Genomic DNA, 16740 nt, shown 5'->3' with positions numbered 1-16740 from the left:
TCAAGCGCACGCTGGCCGACGAGATGCCGGCCGACTTCTTCAAGTGGTACAGCGCCACCGGCTACCCGACGCCGCAGGCGCCGGCCACCGGTTCCCTCAACCTGACCGCCGGTGTCAAGGTGCTGTTCAACGCCCTGGCCGGCCCCGAGGCCGGCGTGCCGCAGCGCTATGACTTCTTCAATGGCGCGCGCGCCGATGACGTCATCCTGGCGGCGCTGGACGATGCGCTGGCTGCGCTGCGCCAGGCCTATGGGCAGGATCCGGCCGCGTGGAAGATCCCGGCGCCGCCGATGGTGTTCGCGCCCAAGAACTTCCTGGGCGTGCCGCAGGCCGACGCCAAGGCGGTGTTGAGCTATCCGGCCACGCAGAACCGCGGCACCGAGAACAACATGACGGTGTTCGACGGCAAGTCGGTGCGGGCGGTGGACGTGGTGGCGCCGGGGCAGAGCGGCTTCGTCGCCCCGGACGGCACGCCGTCGCCGCACACCCGCGACCAGTTCGACCTGTACAACACTTTCGGCAGCAAGCGGGTGTGGTTCACGGCGGACGAGGTGCGGCGCAACGCTACGTCGGAAGAGACGTTGCGCTACCGGCGGTAAGGTCGCGCGCGCCCTGGTGGCTGGCAAGCCGGGCGTACGCGCCCTGCTTGCGCAGCAGCTGGTCGTGGGTGCCGGCCTCGGCCAGGGCGCCGTTGTCCAGCACCAGGATCAGGTCGGCGTCGCGGATGGTGGCCAGGCGGTGCGCGATCACCAGCGTGGTCCGGTGCCGCATCAGCACGTCCAGCGCGCCGCGCACCTGCATCTCCGACAGGGTGTCCAGGTGCGAGGTGGCTTCGTCCAGGATCAGCACCGGCGCGTTCTTCAGGAAGGCGCGCGCGATCGAGATGCGCTGGCGCTGGCCGCCCGACAACTGCATGCCGCGTTCGCCGACGCGCGTGGCCAGGCCGTCGGGCAGGCTGCGCACGAAATCGCTCAGCGCGGCCTGTTCCAGCGCCAGCGCCAGTTCCTCGCGGCTGGCGTCGGGGCGCGCCAGGCGGATGTTGCCTTCGAGCGTGTCGTTGAACAGATAAGTGTCCTGCGTCACCAGCGCGACGCGTTCGCGCAGGCCGTCCAGCCGCAGCTGGCGCACGTCCACGCCGTCGAGCTTGACCGCGCCCTGGCGCGGATCCCAGAAGCGCAGCAGCAGGCTGGCCACGGTGCTCTTGCCCGCGCCCGAGGCGCCGACCACGGCCACGGTGGCGCCGGCCGGCACGGTGAAGCTCAGGTCGCGCAGCGTGTCCTGGCTCTTGCCGGGATAGGTGAAATACACGTGGTCGAACGCCAGCGACAGGCCGTGCGGCGCCGCCGGCGGCGGCAGCGGGCCGTCGGTGACCGGCTCGGGTTCGTTGTTGACCACGTGCAGGCGGCGGGTGGCGGCGATGGTGTCGGCCAGCTGGCGGCTGACCTGCGAGATCTCCGACACCGGCAGAAAGGTCGCCAGCGCGATCAGCACCAGCAGCGGCAGCATGCTGGCCGACAGCGCGCCGGCCGACACCTGCAGCGCGCCGACCACGGCCACGGCCAGGCCGCCCAGGCCCATCGCGGTCTCGAACCAGGCGGTCTGGCGCGACAGGTCGCGCAGGATGTCCAGGCGGCGCACGCGGTACTGGTCGGCGACCTTGAGGAATTCCTCGCGGCGGCGGCCGGTGGCCTGGAACGCAGTCAGGTCGGCCAGGCCCTGGATGGTGTCGGTGGTGTGGGCGCTCATCTCGCCCAGGGCGTGGCGGGCGCGGTCGCCGAGCGCGTCGACCTTGCGGCGGCCGCGCACCGGCGACACCAGCGCATAGGCCAGGAACGGCAGCAGCGCCAGCGCCACCGGCCAGCTGTAGAACGCCAGGAAGCCCAGCACCGACAGCGGCACCAGCACCGACACGATGGCCGGGGCGATGGTGTGGGCGTAGAAGTACTCCACCATCTCCACGTCCTGCGTCGCCAGCGCCACCAGGTCGCCCGAGCGGCGTTGCAGCAGATAGGCGGGCGCCAGCCGTTCCAGCTTGTCGTAGAGCTTGACGCGCATGTCGGCCAGCAGCTGGTAGGCCATGGCGTGCGCCAGCCACGATTCGAGCCAGTGGAACAGCGCGGCCAGCGGCGCGGCGATCAAGAGGCCGATGATCAGCGCGGAGGTGTCGCGGCCGTCGCGGATGGCGGCCACCACCAGCGCGCTCAGCACGCCGACGCCGATGAAGGCGGCCACGCGCGCCACGCCCAGCAGGATGGTGGCGATCAGGGTGCCGCGCCAGGGGCGCACCACCGACAGCAGCGTGGCCAGCGTGGCGCGCCAGCCGACCTGGTCGGCATCGACGTCCAGCGAGCGCAGCGCGGGGCCTTGGCCGCCGGACTCATCGTCATTGGCGTGCGCGGCGGGCGTGGTGTCGCGCGCCGTGGCGGCGGGGACCGGAGCTGCCGGCGCGCTCAGCGCCAGGGCCTGTTCGTGCATCAGGCGGTAGTACAGGCCGTGCTGGCGCATCAGTTCATCATGCGGGCCCTGCTCGACCACGCGGCCCTGGTCCAGCACCAGGCAGCGGTCGGCGCCGATCACGCTGGCCAGGCGGTGCGCCAGGATCAGCGTGGTGCGGCCGGCCATCAGGCGGTCCAGCGCCTGCTGGATCAAGGCCTCGTTCTCGGTGTCGACCGACGACAGCGCCTCGTCCAGGATCAGGATGGGCGCGTCGCGCAGCAGCGCGCGGGCGATCGCCACGCGCTGGCGCTGGCCGCCCGACAGTTGCAGGCCGCGCTCGCCGATGCGGGTGGCGTAGCCCTGCGGCAGCGCCATGATGAAGTCGTCGATGTTGGCGGCGCGGGCGGCGGCGCGCACCTGTTCGTGGCTGGCGTCGGGCCGGCCCAGGCGCAGGTTCTCGTCGATGGTGTCGTGGAACAGCGTGATGTCCTGGCTGACCAGGGCCATCTGGCCCAGCAGCGTCTGCGTGTCGAGCTGGTTGACGTCGTGGCCGCCGACGCGGATGGCGCCGGCCTGCGGCACGCATTCGCGCAGCAGCAGGCGCACGATGGTGGACTTGCCGGCGCCGCTGGGGCCGACGATGCCGACGCGCTCGCCGGCGGCGATGCGGAACGACAGGCCCTGGTGCGCGGGCCGCTGCGGCGAATACGAGAACGCCACCGCGTCGAACTCGATGGTCGGATCGAGCCGCGCCGGCGCGGCGCCCGCCTGCGCGGCGGGGGCGGCGGTCAGCGGCTGCGCGTCCATCAGCGCATGGATGCTGACGGCGGCCGACTGGCCCAGCATGCCCCGGTGCAGCACCGAGCGCAGGTCGCGCAGCGGGCGGAAGATCTCGGTGCCGGCCATCAGCACGATCAGCAGCGCTTCGACGCTCATGTCGCCGGCGGCCACGCGCCAGGCGCCGACCGTCAGCGCCAGCGCGGCGCCCAGCGCCACGCCCAGGTCGCTGATGCCGCGCGTCAGCAGGCTGACCGACAGCACCCAGAAGGTGTTGTCGGACAGCGCCCGGGCGCGCGCGGCCAGGCGCTCGCCCCAGGTCTTGCCCTGGCCGTACGACTTGAGCGTCGGCAGGCCCTGGACGGCGTCCAGGAATTCCTCGCCGAATTCGTTCAGCGAGCGGGTGCGCGCCAGGCTGGCGCGGCGGTCGAGCATGTGCACGGCCATCGGCCCGAACAGCGCGAACAGGGCAGCCACCAGGAACACCAGCGCGGTCGGCACGTCCCAGAAGGCGATGACGGCGAAGATCGCGAACGGCGCGGCCGCCGCGATGGCGACCTGCGGCAGGTACTGGCCGAAGAAGGTCTGCAGCTGCTCCACGCCGTCCACCACCGTCAGCATCACGCCGCCGGTGCGCTGGTTGGCGAACCAGGCCGGCCCCAGCGACACGATGCGGTCGTAGAGCCGCGCGCGCAGCGTCTGCTGCACCTGGGCCGAGCTGCGGTTGGCCTGCACCGTGCGCAGGTGGTCGAGCAGGGCGCGCAGCAACACCATGGCGCCGACGCAGAGCGCCGGCGCGAGCCAGTCCTGCCACGGCGCGCCGTCGAACACGCGCGCCAGCAGCTGGCCCAGGAAAACGTAGCGGGCGATGCCCGCCCCCAATGCCAGCAGGCCGAGGAATATGCCGCCCGCCATGCCGGCGCGCAGCCCCGCGGTCAGTTGCCAAAGCCTCGAATCGAAATACATATCAATGCTCCCTCCAGAGCCTGCATGGTCACGCATCCCGGGCCGCGGCGATAGCGATAGTTATTCAATCATGGGTTGAGATAAACTCAACCCATGTCGACCCTGCCCACCCACATGCCGCCGCTGGCGGCGCTGCGCGCCTTCGAGGCCGTCGCCCGCCTGGGCAGTCTCAGCCGCGCCGCGGCCGAACTCAATGTCACCAAGAGCGCCGTCAGCCATCAGCTGCGCGCGCTGGAGGCCGACCTGGGCGTGAGCCTGCTGCGCCGGGGCGGCACGGTGCGCCGCGCGGAAACCACCGAGGCCGGTGCCGCCTTGCTGGCTTCCGTACAACAGGCCTTGACCCTGCTGGAGACCGCCTGCCGCAATGCCCGGGCCAGCGCCCGCGGCAAGCGGCGCTACAACCTGAACGTGTCGGCCAACCCGTCGCTGGCGGCCCTGTGGCTGGCGCCGCGCATCGGCCGTTTCATCGAATTGCACCCCGACATCGACATCCAGGTGTTCCTGCACGCCAGCCAGGACCCGGCCTGGAAGGCGCAGGACATCGACCTGGCGTTCCTGCACGTGCGCGGCCTGGGTCCGCACCTGGCCGCGCCGGGCGATATCCCGCTGATGACGGAGACGGTGGTGCCGGTGTGCAGCCCGGCGCTGGTCGCGCCGGACGAGCGCGACGATCCGGCCGTCTTCACGCGCCATCGCTGGCTCGAGGAAAAGCATATCGACAGCCCCGAAACCGATTGGCGCACCTGGCGTCCGCGCCTCGGCCTGCCGGAAAGCGCGGGCCAGGACCCGCTGGTGCTGAGCGGCCTGAGCACGGTGGTGGCGGCGGCCGCGGCGGGCGTCGGCATCGCGCTGGGGCGCGCGCCGCTGATCGACGAGGAACTGGCCAGCGGCCGGCTGGTGGCGCTGACGCCGGGTCTGCGCATGCGCGGCTCGTGGGGCTATGTGATGCGCATCCACGCCAACCGGCCGATGGATGCGTCGCTGCCGGCGCTGGTGGAGTTCCTGGCGGAGGAAGGGCGCGGCGCCACGGTGTCGTGGCGCGAACCGTCCACCGCCGCGCGGCCGCGCTGATGCGACGGCACTGACGCGGCGGAACTGAACCGCATCAATGCCTGGCCGGCGCGGTCGCGCCGGGAGCGGCGTCGTCAGGCGGGCGTGCTCGGCCGGTTGTCGGCGCGCCACTGCTCGCTTTGCGGCGTGCCGGGCACCGGCGGCCGCATGTCCTGGATGGTCCACAGGCCGAACGGCGTTTCATCGATATGGATTTCCCAGCGCAGCCCGCGGTCCGCGACATACGGCGCCAGCAGCCGGCCGACCGCGCCCAGGAACCGGCGCCGGGTCTCGTCCTCGTGGATCTGGCGGGCGATATGGTCGACCGAGATGCGCACGAAGTCGTCGGCGCATTCGCCGCCGATGAAGAACGAGGACTTGGGCACGGGGTGGAACACCAGCCCGACGTAGAACTTCGGCAGGTCGGTGTAGAGCGCGGTAATGCGTTCGGCGATGGCCTGCTTGTCGGCGTCGGAGAAGGCGTCCTGCGGGTGATAGATGTTCCAGAGCGGCATGGCGGGGTTCCTTTTTGAGGAGGGGCGACGGCCGTCCGGCAGGGGCGGCCAGGGGGGAATGGCGGTGTCGATCAGTGAGTATAATTATTGACTTCAATTATTGAAGTTGTAAAGCAAAGGCCGTGGCGGGGAGGCTTGAGCGTTGTCCGCCCGGCTGCGATACTGCGGTGGCCGCGCTCCGGCGGCACGGCAAAGGGAATCCATGCGCTCCAAGAGTTTTGAAGGAATGGTCTGCTCCATCGCCACGGTGCTCGATGCCGTCGGCGACCGCTGGGCCATGCTGATCCTGCGCGACCTGGTGCTCGGCCTGCGGCGCTACGACGACCTGCGCCGTTCGACCGGCATCGCCAACGCGACGCTGGCCGACCGGCTCAGGCAGCTGGAACAGAACGGGCTGATCGAACGCCGCCTGTACCAGAGCGGCCCCGATCGTCATGAATATCTGCCCACCGCCAAGGGCCGCGATATCGCCCTGGTGCTGCAGGCGCTGGCCCAGGTCGGCGACCAATGGCAGCCGGACGGCGGGCCGCCGCTGCGGTTCATGAACGCGCAGACCGGCCGCCGCGTCGAACTCGGACTGGTCGAGGAAGGCACCGGCGCGCGCGTGGGCCACCAGGACCTGCGGGTGGAAGCCGGACCCGGCGCGGACGACCTCATGCGCTGGCGGCTGGCACGAAAAACGGAGCGCGCATGATGACCCTGACCCGCTGGTTGCGAACCCTGCTGTTGCCGGCGGTGCTGCTGCTGCCATCGGCCGCCGCGCTGGCGCAGGCCGCGCCCACCCCCGGTTGCGAGGATTTCCTGGCCGCGCTGGGCGACAAGCCCGAGTCCATCGAGTACCAGGGCTGCCGCCAGGAACTGCACGGCCAGGGCAAGCCGCTGGTGGCGCGCTACCGCCTGGACGGCGTCGCGGCCGCCGGGGTCGAACGCTACCTGCGACAACGCTTCGACCTGCAGCCGCTGCACTACCGCTGCTGCGGCTGGGAGGCGCCGCCGCAATCCTGGCGCGACCCGCGCACCGGGCGCGATTACCTGATCGTGTTCGCCTCCGAAGAGACGCTGGTCTCCTCGCGGGCCCGCTGGGACCGCATCGACAATTTCCATATCCGGGTCGAGCTGTACACCGAGGCCATCTGAGGCCGCGCTTCTATTCAGTATTCGCCGCGCCGATACAACCGGCGCCGGCCGCCGCCCGCGTCACACTGCCGCCATTCATCCTGGGAGTATGGCCGTGAAGCGTTATGACGTGATTGTGATCGGTGCGGGCGTGGTCGGCAGTTCGGTCGCCTACCATCTGGCGGCCCTGGGCGCGACCCGCGTGCTGGTGCTGGACCGCGCCACCATCGGCGCCGGCACCACGGCGCAGTCCTCGGGCATCCTGCGCACCCACTATTCGGTGCGCGAGAACGTCGAGCTGGCGCGGCGCTCGTGGAGCGCCTTCACCGATTTCGCCGCCTATGTCGGCGACGAGGACGCGGCCAGCGGCCTGGTGCGCTGCGGCTACCTGATCGCGGCGGCCGACGACGACAAGCGCGCGCCGCTGGCCGACGCGCTGGCGCAGCAGCAGGCGCAGGGCATTCCGGTGCAGCGGCTGGACGCGGCGCAGGCGCGCGAACTGCTGCCGATCGCCGATTTCAGCGATGCCGCGTTGATCGGCTTCGAGCCCGAGGCGGGCTTTGCCGACGCCTATCTGGTCGCCACCAGCTTTGCCCGGGCGGCGCGCCGGCGCGGCGTCACGATCCGCGAGAACGTCGCCGTGCACGGCCTGTCGTGGCAAGGCGGGCGCGTGACCGGCGTGGCCACGTCCGAGGGCGATTACGCCTGCGACGTGGTCGTCAGCACCCAGAACATCTGGACCGCCGAACTGGCGGCGTGGACCGGCGTGGCGCTGCCGCTGGCGCCCGAGCGCCACGCCGTGCTGGCGCTGGAATGCGCGGCGGCGCCCTATACCTATTCCATGCCGGTCTACAAGGACCTGGCCTCGCCCGGCATGCTGTACTGCCGCAGCTACGGCGGCAGCCGGATGCTGGTCAGCGAGGGCACCGTCGGTGAAAAGCTGCCGCCCGGCGAGACCGAGCAGGGCGACATCCCGCTGGATTACGTGGCGGCGGTCGGCGAACAGGTGGCGGCGCGCTTTCCGGCGTATGCCGAAGCCGGCCTGGCGTCATCCTGGACCGGCGTGTACGACGTGACGCCGGACTGGAATCCGGTGCTGGGCCGCATCGGCGGCGTGGAGGGGCTGGTGGCGGGATTCGGTTTTTCCGGCCACGGTTTCAAGCTGTCGCCCGCGGTCGGCCGGGTGCTGGCGCAGGAGGCGCTGGGGCTGGCGACCGACGTGCCGCTGGCGCCCTACGCGCTGGAGCGGTTCGCGCGCGGCGCGCTGCTGACCGGCAGGTACGGGCGGGGCGCGGTGTCGTGAGGGGCGCGGCGGGCCGGACGGGTCAGCGCCGCAGGCTGCGCCACAGCGAGGCCGCCGGCAGGCCAAGCGCCGGCGCGATGTCTTGCTGCATCAGGCGTTCGACCGCCACCAGGATCACGTTGCGGGCCTCGGCCGGCAGCTTGCCGGCCTCCTGCGGCCGCGACGCCAGGTAGAAGGCGCGCGCCAGGTCGGGGTCGTCGGCGCGGGCCTTGTCCAGCCAGGGCGCCAGCGGCAGCACTCGCAGCTGGTCGATGAAATGGCGCGATTGCCAGATGCACAGCGGCGTGCTGATGGCAAAGCCCAGGCCGGCGGTGACCAGGCTGAGCAGGGGATCGGTATTGTCGAATTCGAACGTGCGCTCGATGACGATGCCGCGCGCTTCCAGCAGGCGATCGATGGCCGCGCCGATGTGCGAGCGGGCGCTGTAGCGGATGAACTGGCTGCGGCGTCCCAGTTCCGCCAGCGAGCGCGCGCCCTCCCAGGGCAGGGCGCGCGGCAGCACCAGCAGATAGGGCTCGCTGAACAGCCCGAGCTTGCGGATGGCGGACGGCTCGGCGGCGGCGCTGGTGCTGATGACCAGGTCCAGCAGGCGTTCTTCCAGCTGTTTGTCCAGCACCGGCGTGATGCCCGACCACAGCCGGATCTGGCGCGACGTGCCGGACAGGCCGTGGATCAGGGTCGGCCCGAGCGTGCCCGCGAACGAGTCGACGCAGCCGAAGCGCACGATGTTGCGCCGCGCGCGGCTCAGGTTGCGCACGCTTTCGGTCATGTCGCCGGCCTGCGCCAGCAGGCGCGACGCATGGTCGAACAGCAGGTCGCCCGCCGGCGTGGGGCGGGCCGGGCGCGTGCTGCGGTCGAGCAGTTCGGTGGACAGCGCGGTCTCCAGCTGCTTGATGCGCTGCGATACCGCGGCCTGCGACAGGCCCAGCAGTTGCGCCGCGCCCGACACCGATGCCGCCTGCACCACCGCCACCCAGGTCAGCAGCAGGCTCCACTCCGGGTAGGGGTCGGCGTCGCGGTACGGCAGGCGCTGCATCGGCGCGGTCCGGCCGGCGGCGTCAGCGCTTGCGCGCCAGCGTCTGCGCCAGCGCGGCGCGCACCATGCCTTCCACGACCGGGATGACCTTGGCGGCGGCGTTGGCCCGGTAGCCATAGGGGTAGGACTCGTCCATGTAGGTCGACTGGCACATTTCCAGTTGCACCGCATGGATGTCCTCGGCCGGCGAGCCGTAGTGGCGGGTGATGTAGCCGCCCTTGAAGCGGCCGTTGACGGCCGAGGTGTAGCCGCAGTCCGGCAGGCGCTCGGCGATGGCCTCGAGGATGTCGGGCGCGCAACTGGCGCCGTCCGCGGTGCCGAGGTTCAGGTCGGGCAGCTTGCCCTCGAACAGGCGCGGCAGCACGCTGGCGATGGAATGGGCTTCCCACAGCAGCACTGTGCCATGTTCGGCGCGGATGCGGTCGAGTTCTTCGCGCAGCTTGGCGTGGTAGGGCTGCCAGTAGGTCTGCAGCCGGTGCGCGCGCTCGTCGTCGGTCAGGCTGGCGTCGTTCGGGTACAGCGGCTCGCCGCGGAAGGTATGGGTCGGGCACAGGCCGGTCTTGGTCTGGCCGGGGTACAGGCTTTCGTCGTCGGGCGGACGGTTCAGGTCGACCACGTAGCGCGAATAGCGGGCGCCGAGCACGGAGGCGCCCAGCGCGTCGGCGAACTGGTACAGCGTGTCCAGGTGCCAATCGGTGTCCCCGGACTGTTGGCCGGCGGTGGTCATGCGGGCGCGCTGGGCGTCGGGAAGCTGGCTGCCCAGGTGGGGGATGGAGATCAGCAGCGGGGCAGTGCCGCGGCTGAAGTGGTAGATGTCGCTCAAGAAAAACTCCGGGTGGCAAGGGCAAGGCGCCGCGGGCTGGGCCGCGGATGGCGGGCGCCCTTACGCCGGAGCGCTGTCCCGCGGAGACCGGACAGCACTCTAGACAGGACCACCCGCCAGAGGTTTTGCATCAGTTTAGTGGATATAGATGATCGGTATCACTGATGCAAATGACGCCGGCCCGGGAGCATGTGGACGTTTGTTCCAGCCGCCGCGTTGCCGTGCCGGCGCACACACAGGCCTTATGTCGGCCAGGGCGCGCCCTGTTGCCAGCGCGCCACGATGCCGTCGATCAGCAGCCGCACCTTGGGGGCCAGGTGGCGCCGGTGTGGATACACGGCGCAGACGGGCGCGCCCGGCGGCGCGTGGGGCTCCAGCACGGCCACCAGGTGCCCTTGCCGCAGGTCGTTGCCCACCAGGAAGGCGCCCAGCTGGACGATGCCCGCGCCTGCCAATGCGGCATCGCGCAATGCCTCGGTGTTGCCCAGCCGCAGTCGGCCGGCGACCGCGACAGGGCGGTCCTGGCCGTGGCTGGCGTAGCGCCACGGGACCGGCGCGCCCATGTGGGTGAAGGCCAGGGTCTGGTGGCGCGCCAGATCGTCGGGCGAGGCCGGCGCGCCGTGGCGCGCCAGATAGGCGGGGGCGGCGCAGGTGATGAGCCGGTGCGGCGCCAGGACGCGCCGCACCAGCCGGCTGTCGGCCTCGCCGCCTATGCGGATGGCGACGTCGATGCCGTCGCGCACCAGGTCGGTGTAGTCGTCGGTGAAGCTGATGTCGGCTTCGACGCCGGGCCATTGCCGCAGGTAGTCGGCCACCAAGGGCATGATGTGCAGCCGGCCCAAGGCCACCGGCAGGTCGATGCGCAGGCGGCCGCGCGGCGTTTCCTGGCGGCTGGCCATGGCGCCGGTGGCGTTGTCGACCTCGGCCACGATGCGCTGCGCGTGTTCGTAGAACAGCCGGCCTTCGTCGCTGAGGCTGACGCTGCGGGTACTGCGATGCAGCAGCCGCGCGCCCAGGCCCTGTTCGAGCCGCGCGATGCATTTGCCGATGGCCGAGCGCGACAGCCCCAGGCGTTCCGAGGCCAGCGTGAAGCTCTGCGCGTCGGCGACGCGGATGAAGGCGATCACATCGCCGATATGGTCGATGCCGGTGGCAGGGGCGGGCGGCGTCATGGAACGGCTCCAGGGCGGGGCGGCGATGTCGCGTCCGATTGGCGACGATTCGTCCCTTTTGTTTCTTTGGAAGCCTACTTTATCAGCGAAACGGAAACAGTAGACTGGCCGGGCCAGCTGTCGGACGGCCTGGCGCGAGCGCCCGCCCGGCGTTCTTTTCCCTGTTCCTGTTTGGCGAGAGGCTTTCCATGACCCGCGGTATTTCCCTGAACCCGGCCGCCGCGCGCGGCGAATCGTCCCGCGGCGCCTGGGCCGGCGTGCTGGCGGCCGGCATGGCGACGTTCTGCGTCGTCACCACCGAGATGCTGCCGGTCGGGCTGCTGGTGCCGATCGCCGCCAGCCTGGACGTGTCGGTGGGCCGCGTGGGCTGGCTGATGGTGGCGCCCGGCCTGCTGGCCGCGCTGTGCGCGCCGCTGGTGGTGGTCGGCGCGCGCGGCATCGACCGGCGCCGGATCCTGTGCGGCCTGCTGCTGTTGCTGGCCCTTGCCAACCTGGGCAGCGCGCTGGCGCCGGGCCTGGCCGGATTCCTGGCCGCGCGCGTCCTGATCGGCCTCTGCATCGGCGGCATCTGGGCGGTGGCCGGCGGCCTGGCGGACCGGCTGGTTCCCGCCGCGTCGGTCGGCATGGCCACCGCGGTCATCTTCGGCGGCGTGGCCGTGGCGTCGGTGCTGGGCGTGCCGCTGGGCGCGCTGATCGGCAATCTGGCGGGCTGGCGCAGCGCCTTCGGCGCGATGGCGGCGCTGAGCGCGGCGGCGCTGCTGTTCGCCGCGCTGGCGTTGCCGCCGCTGCCGGTGGCGCAGTCGGTGACGGCGCGCCAGCTGTCGGATCAACTGCGCAATCCGGGCCTGCGGCGCGGGCTGTTCATCACCCTGTTCCTGGTGGCTGGGCATTTCATGGCCTACACCTTCGTGCGCCCCGTGCTGCAGACGATGGCGGGCGGCGCGGCGGCGCGGCGCCCGCGCGCGACGCTGCTGGTGATCACGCTGGGCCTGCTGGCGACCCTGGCGCTGCTGCCCTGGCTGGGCGACCTGCGCGCCGCCGCCGCGGCCTTGCTGCTGTTGTGGGGACTGTTGTGCGGCGGCGTATCGGTCGCCTTGCAGACCTGGGTGATGCAGGCCGCGCGCGGCGCGGTCGAAGCGGCGACGTCGCTGTTCGTCGGCGTGTTCAACCTGGCCATCGCGCTGGGCGCGCTGGCGGGCGGGGTCAGCGTCGATCACTGGGGCCTGCCCGCCACGCTGCTGGCGGCCGCCGCCTGCATGCTGGCGGCGTTGGCGGTGCTGGCCGGACGCTACGGCCGGTGACCGGGGCGGAAGCCGTGCGCGCTTGCCCGCCATGCGGCCAGCAGCGCGATCGCGGCCAGCGCGGCGACGGTCCAGGCGAAGGAGCCGGCGCCGGCCGTGTCCAGCAGGGCGCCGCCGAGCATGCCGCCGCAGGCGATGCCGAGGTTGAAGATCGTGACCAGCATCGACTGCGCCACGTCGGAATGCTCGCCAGCGGTGTCGGCGAGGGCGGTCTGCAACAGCGTCGGCGCGCCGCCGAAACTCAAGCCCCACAGCGCCACGCCCGCCAACAGCACCGCCGGGTTGCCGCCGGCCAGGCCCAGCGCGCAGGCGGTCAGCGCGAACAGCGCCAGCGAAAGCAGCGTCAGCAGGCGCAGGCGCCGGTCCACCATCATGCCCGTCAGCCACAGGCCGGCGACCGCGCTGGCGCCGAACACCAGCAGCGCCAGGTCGACCGAGGCCGGCCTGCCCAGGTGGATCAGGTACGGCGCGATGTAGGTATAGAGCACGTTGTGCGCCAGGATCCAGGTGAACAGCACGAACAGGATCGGGCGGATGCCCGGCAGCAGGAAGGTGCGCGCGATCGGCTGGCGCTGGCGCGCGGCCTGGCCGGCGAAGTCGGGCACGGCCGCGCGCACCCAGATCACCAGCGCCAGCGACACGGCGGCCATCAGCCAGAACACGCCGCGCCAGTCCATCAGGCTGCCGAGCCAGGCGCCGGCGGGCACGCCGATGCACAGGGCCAGCGGCTGGCCCGCGCCCACCACCGCCAGGGCCCGGCCCTGCTGGCGCGAGGCCACCATGCGGCGCGCATAGCCGGCCAGCAGGCCCCACAGCAGGCCGGCCGCCATGCCGCCGGCAAAGCGCGCCGCCAGCGTCAGCGCGTAATGGGTCGACAGTGCCGTGACCACGTTGAACATGCACAGGCCGGCAATCGCCAGCAACAGCAGCGGCCGGCGGTTCCAGCTGCGGGTGGCGGCGATGATGGGAATCGCGGCCAGCACCGAGCCGGCCGCGAACAATGTCACCAACTGCCCGGCCAGCGCCTCGGAGACGCCCAGGCCCTGGCCGATCTGCGGCAGCAGGCCGGCGGGCACGGTCTCGGTCATGATGGTGATGAAGCCCGCCAGCGCCAGGGCCAGCAGCTTGCCCAGCGGCAAACCGTCGGTGTCGTCGCGGGGGCAGGCGCCGGCGGGAAGAGGTGGGGTGAAACTCATGTGGAAACTCCGATTGCGGTTAAATTGGAATGATCATTCCAGAAAAGAACGAAGCAAGGCGCGCGACACCGGAATGCCGCAGTATGCCTGATGTGTCCGAGAGGGCTGCGCGAGGCGCCTTGGCGCCGCTCGGCCCTGGAGCGCGTGTGAGGCGCCTGTCGTGTGAACTGGCCCTAGATCGTGCCCAGCGCCACCGAGATCACGTCGCCGAGCCACTGGCGGCGCTCGCGGGCATTGCTGCCCTTGGCGACCACCCGCAGCCCCTGGATGGTGGTGACGATGAAGCGGGCCAGCGCGCGCGGCGATTTGCCGGCGTCGATCTCGCCGCTGGCCTGGCCCTCGGCCAGGATCCGCTCCAGCGCTTTCTCCAGGCGCTGGAAGTTGCGCCGCACCAGTTCGGCCACCACCTCGTCCTGCCCCGCCATTTCCAGCGAGGCATTGGCCACCAGGCAGCCGCGCCGGCTGGCCTCGCGCAGTTCGTCGTCGGCGATGAAGTCGAGCAGGCGGCCGATGCGCTCGCGCGCGTTGCCGGGCCGGGCCAGCAGGTCGAGGTTGGCGGCGGTCAGCGCGTGGTAGCGCCGCAGCGCCGCTTCATACAGGCCCTGCTTGCTGCCGAAGGCGTTGTAGAGGCTGCCGCGGCCCAGGCCGGTGCCGTCCACCAGGTCCTGCACGGAGGTGGCGGCATAGCCGCGCCGCCAGAACACCTGCATGGCGGCGTCGGCGACCTCGTCGGGTTCAAAATCCTTGGTGCGCATGGCGTGCTTTATGGAATGATCGTTCAAATAAGAATACGGTCGGCGGTCGGGAAGCGTCAAGCAAGACCGTCCGAGCCGAAGGGGCTTTGCGCCGTCCGCGGGCGTCGGTGTTTTCCCTGAAACCCCGGTTTTTTCCCCTATCAGTAGTAACCACTAGCCGCGCCGGCGGTTCCCGGGCATGCGGCGCGGCAGACGGCCAGGATATAACCCTGTGGAATAGGTCAAGGACTTGAAGGACTTTGACGCCATGCTTTCCCGCTTCTAGTCTGCCAGCAAGCCGTACCTCTGACTGCAGATGACCAAAGCCGCCGACGCGCGGCACACAAGGGAAGTCATGAACCGTCCTGCCACCACTTTCGTCTTTGCCGCCGCGCTGTTCGCGGCCTGTAGCGCCGGGCTCGTCGCCCCGGCCCATGCCCAGGAGCGGCCGATGCTGCGCATCAGCTCGGGCGCCGCCGACAACGCCACGCTGGATCCGCATCGCGCCACCTCCACCGCCGACAAGGGCGTGGCCGCGCAGATGTTCGACGCGCTGGTGCGATTCCCGGCCGGCAGCGCCGACCCCAAGGCGCTGGAGCCGGACCTGGCCGAACGCTGGGAGGCCTCGCCCGACAGCAAGACCTGGACCTTCCACCTGCGCCACGGCGTGCAGTTCCATGCCGGCTATGGCGAACTCAAGGCGGAGGACGTGGTGTATTCGATCCAGCGCGCGGCCGACCCCAACCGCTCCAGCTTCGCCGCCACCTTCGCCCTGATCGACAAGGTCGAGGCGGTCGACGACTACACCGTGCGCTTCACGCTCAAGTATCCGGACGCCGCCTTCCTGGGGCGCGTGTCGAACTATCACGGCGGCAACATCGTCAGCAAGAAGGCGGCCGAGAAGCTGGGCGACAAGTTCGGCGCCGCGCCGGTCGGCACCGGCCCGTTCGCGTTCGGCGAGCACATCACGCAGCAGTACGTGAAGCTGGTGGCCAATGACGCCTACTTCCGCGGCAAGCCGAAGCTGGCCGGCATCATGTACCGCATGATCCCGTCGGACAGCGCGCGCGAACTGGCGTTTACCTCCAACGAGATCGACGTGATGCAGGGCAAGCGCGAACAGCGCTGGGTCGAACGCTCGGCCAAGCGCGGCATGCAGGTCGACATCTTCGAGCCGGCCGAATTCCGCACGCTGCACATCAACCGCAACATCAAGCCGCTCGACAACCTGAAAGTGCGCCAGGCGATCGCCGCCGCCATCAACGTCGACGAGATCGTGCGCTACGCCGGCAAGGACGTGGCCGAGAAGGGCTGCTCGGTGGTGCCCAATGGCTACCTGGGCCAGGACTGCGGCGCCGGCGGCTACGCCTACGACCCGGAGCGCGCCCGCAAGCTGCTGGCCGAGGCGGGCTTTCCGAACGGCATCGAGATCAAGTCGATCGTCTCCAACATCTCGGCGCAGCAGCCGATCATGGAGATCGTGCAGGCGCAGCTGGCCAAGGCCGGCATCAAGCTCAACATGGAAGTGGTGGACCACGCCACCTACCAGGCCAAGAGCCGCCAGGACCTGAGCGGCCTGGTGTTCTACGGCGCGGCGCGCTTTCCCAACGCCGACACCTACCTGACCGAGTTCTACGACTCGGCCGCCGCGATCGGCGCGCCGGCCGCGATGTCGAACTTTTCGCACTGCTCGGTGGCCGACGACGCCATCCGCCAGGCCCGCATCGAACCGGACCCGGCGCGCCAGCTGGCGCTGTGGAAGGAGGCTCAGGCCAGGATCCATGACGACGTCTGCGCGGTGCCGCTGTTCGGCCTGAAGCAGGTGTGGGTGCACAGCGACCGCGTCAACTACGGCTATGCGCTCAAGGGCGCGCTGAACCTGCAGCCGCCGGTGACCGAGCTGACCACGGTCAAGGCGCCTTGAGCCGGGCGGGTCATCGCCCCGCGGGGCGATGGCTCACTGGCCCTTGAGCACTTCCCGGGAGATCTGCGCGGCGACGTCGCGCGCCTCCTGGACAAAGGTCTCGACCAATGCCGCGTTGCGCGATGCCTGCGTGCGGCACAGCTGGAAATGGAAATTCAACTCCGGATCGAACCGCCGCAATACCAGGCGGTTCTGGAACCCTTCGGCGAACAGCGGATGAATCAAGGACACCCCCAGGCCGGCCGCGACGAACTCGCACACCGTCGGCGCGGTGCTGGTATCGACCACCACGTTGAGGCTGGCGCCGGCGCCGTCGAACGCCTGCCGCACCAGCTCCTGCGTCTGGCTGTCGGCGCCGAACGACACGAACGGCAGCCCGTCCAGGTCGCGC

General features: G+C 70.8%; 15 protein-coding genes. 7 read left to right on the top strand and 8 right to left on the bottom strand.

The window, feature by feature from the left end:
• On the top strand, positions 1–599 hold a 599-nt coding region (locus tag AOZ49_RS13485; RefSeq protein ID WP_197286729.1), incomplete at its 5' end, for a penicillin acylase family protein.
• Here the strand turns inward: AOZ49_RS13485 and AOZ49_RS13480 are convergent.
• The gene (locus AOZ49_RS13480) at positions 565–4179 is read right to left on the bottom strand and encodes an ABC transporter ATP-binding protein/permease (protein ID WP_054475840.1); all 3615 of its coding nucleotides are present in this window, start codon (positions 4177–4179) and stop codon (positions 565–567) included. The genes AOZ49_RS13485 and AOZ49_RS13480 overlap by 35 nt on opposite strands.
• A 93-nt stretch (positions 4180–4272) precedes the next feature.
• Here AOZ49_RS13480 and AOZ49_RS13475 point away from each other — a divergent pair, with 93 nt between their 5' ends.
• Positions 4273–5250 carry a LysR substrate-binding domain-containing protein gene (locus AOZ49_RS13475; RefSeq protein ID WP_054432136.1) on the top strand — a complete coding sequence of 326 codons (978 nt, stop codon included), beginning with the start codon at positions 4273–4275 and terminating at the stop codon, positions 5248–5250.
• Between the two features lie 74 nt (positions 5251–5324).
• On the opposite strand, the gene AOZ49_RS13470 is transcribed toward AOZ49_RS13475, so the two are convergent.
• Complete coding sequence (locus AOZ49_RS13470) at positions 5325–5744, bottom strand: tautomerase family protein (protein ID WP_054475838.1); 420 nt, start codon at positions 5742–5744, stop codon at positions 5325–5327.
• 226 nt (positions 5745–5970) lie between these two features.
• On the opposite strand from AOZ49_RS13470, the gene AOZ49_RS13465 reads away from it, so the two are divergent.
• From AOZ49_RS13465 to AOZ49_RS13455, 3 genes are all read left to right on the top strand, one after another.
• Complete coding sequence (locus AOZ49_RS13465; protein WP_231689897.1) at positions 5971–6438, top strand: winged helix-turn-helix transcriptional regulator; 468 nt, start codon at positions 5971–5973, stop codon at positions 6436–6438.
• Positions 6435–6881, top strand: a complete 447-nt coding sequence (locus tag AOZ49_RS13460; RefSeq protein WP_054475836.1) for a DUF4952 domain-containing protein — start codon at positions 6435–6437, stop codon at positions 6879–6881. The genes AOZ49_RS13465 and AOZ49_RS13460 overlap by 4 nt, the downstream gene beginning before the upstream one ends.
• A gap of 94 nt (positions 6882–6975) precedes the next feature.
• Positions 6976–8163, top strand: a complete 1188-nt coding sequence (locus AOZ49_RS13455; RefSeq protein WP_156355653.1) for an NAD(P)/FAD-dependent oxidoreductase — start codon at positions 6976–6978, stop codon at positions 8161–8163.
• Between the two features lie 22 nt (positions 8164–8185).
• Here the strand turns inward: AOZ49_RS13455 and AOZ49_RS13450 are convergent, their stop codons facing one another.
• From AOZ49_RS13450 to AOZ49_RS13440, 3 genes are all read right to left on the bottom strand, one after another.
• A complete protein-coding gene (locus tag AOZ49_RS13450) occupies positions 8186–9199 on the bottom strand; it encodes a LysR family transcriptional regulator (RefSeq protein WP_054432128.1) in 1014 nt (337 codons plus the stop codon).
• A 22-nt stretch (positions 9200–9221) separates the two neighbouring features.
• On the bottom strand, positions 9222–10022 hold the full coding sequence (gene hutG, locus AOZ49_RS13445; RefSeq protein WP_054475833.1) for an N-formylglutamate deformylase: 801 nt from the start codon (positions 10020–10022) through the stop codon (positions 9222–9224).
• Between the two features lie 242 nt (positions 10023–10264).
• A complete protein-coding gene (locus AOZ49_RS13440; RefSeq protein WP_054475831.1) occupies positions 10265–11194 on the bottom strand; it encodes a LysR family transcriptional regulator in 930 nt (309 codons plus the stop codon).
• A gap of 188 nt (positions 11195–11382) precedes the next feature.
• Here AOZ49_RS13440 and AOZ49_RS13435 point away from each other — a divergent pair, with 188 nt between their 5' ends.
• On the top strand, positions 11383–12495 hold the full coding sequence (locus tag AOZ49_RS13435; RefSeq protein WP_054475829.1) for an MFS transporter: 1113 nt from the start codon (positions 11383–11385) through the stop codon (positions 12493–12495).
• Here the strand turns inward: AOZ49_RS13435 and AOZ49_RS13430 are convergent.
• Both AOZ49_RS13430 and AOZ49_RS13425 read right to left on the bottom strand, forming a co-directional pair.
• On the bottom strand, positions 12483–13691 hold the full coding sequence (locus tag AOZ49_RS13430) for an MFS transporter (RefSeq protein WP_054475827.1): 1209 nt from the start codon (positions 13689–13691) through the stop codon (positions 12483–12485). The genes AOZ49_RS13435 and AOZ49_RS13430 overlap by 13 nt on opposite strands.
• A gap of 173 nt (positions 13692–13864) precedes the next feature.
• Complete coding sequence (locus AOZ49_RS13425; RefSeq protein WP_054475825.1) at positions 13865–14446, bottom strand: TetR/AcrR family transcriptional regulator; 582 nt, start codon at positions 14444–14446, stop codon at positions 13865–13867.
• A gap of 334 nt (positions 14447–14780) precedes the next feature.
• Between AOZ49_RS13425 and AOZ49_RS13420 the strand changes: the two genes are divergently transcribed.
• On the top strand, positions 14781–16349 hold the full coding sequence (locus AOZ49_RS13420) for an ABC transporter substrate-binding protein (protein WP_054475822.1): 1569 nt from the start codon (positions 14781–14783) through the stop codon (positions 16347–16349).
• 33 nt (positions 16350–16382) lie between these two features.
• On the opposite strand, the gene AOZ49_RS13415 is transcribed toward AOZ49_RS13420, so the two are convergent.
• The coding region (locus AOZ49_RS13415) for a LysR substrate-binding domain-containing protein (protein ID WP_231690337.1) at positions 16383–16740 on the bottom strand (358 nt) is incomplete at its 5' end.

Origin of the sequence: Achromobacter sp. 2789STDY5608615, from assembly GCF_001298995.1 — a bacterium.
In the GTDB taxonomy this organism is placed as follows: Bacteria; Pseudomonadota; Gammaproteobacteria; order Burkholderiales; family Burkholderiaceae_B; genus Achromobacter; species Achromobacter insuavis.
Note: the sequence above shows the minus strand (reverse complement) of the source record. Positions and strands in the feature narration are given on the sequence as shown.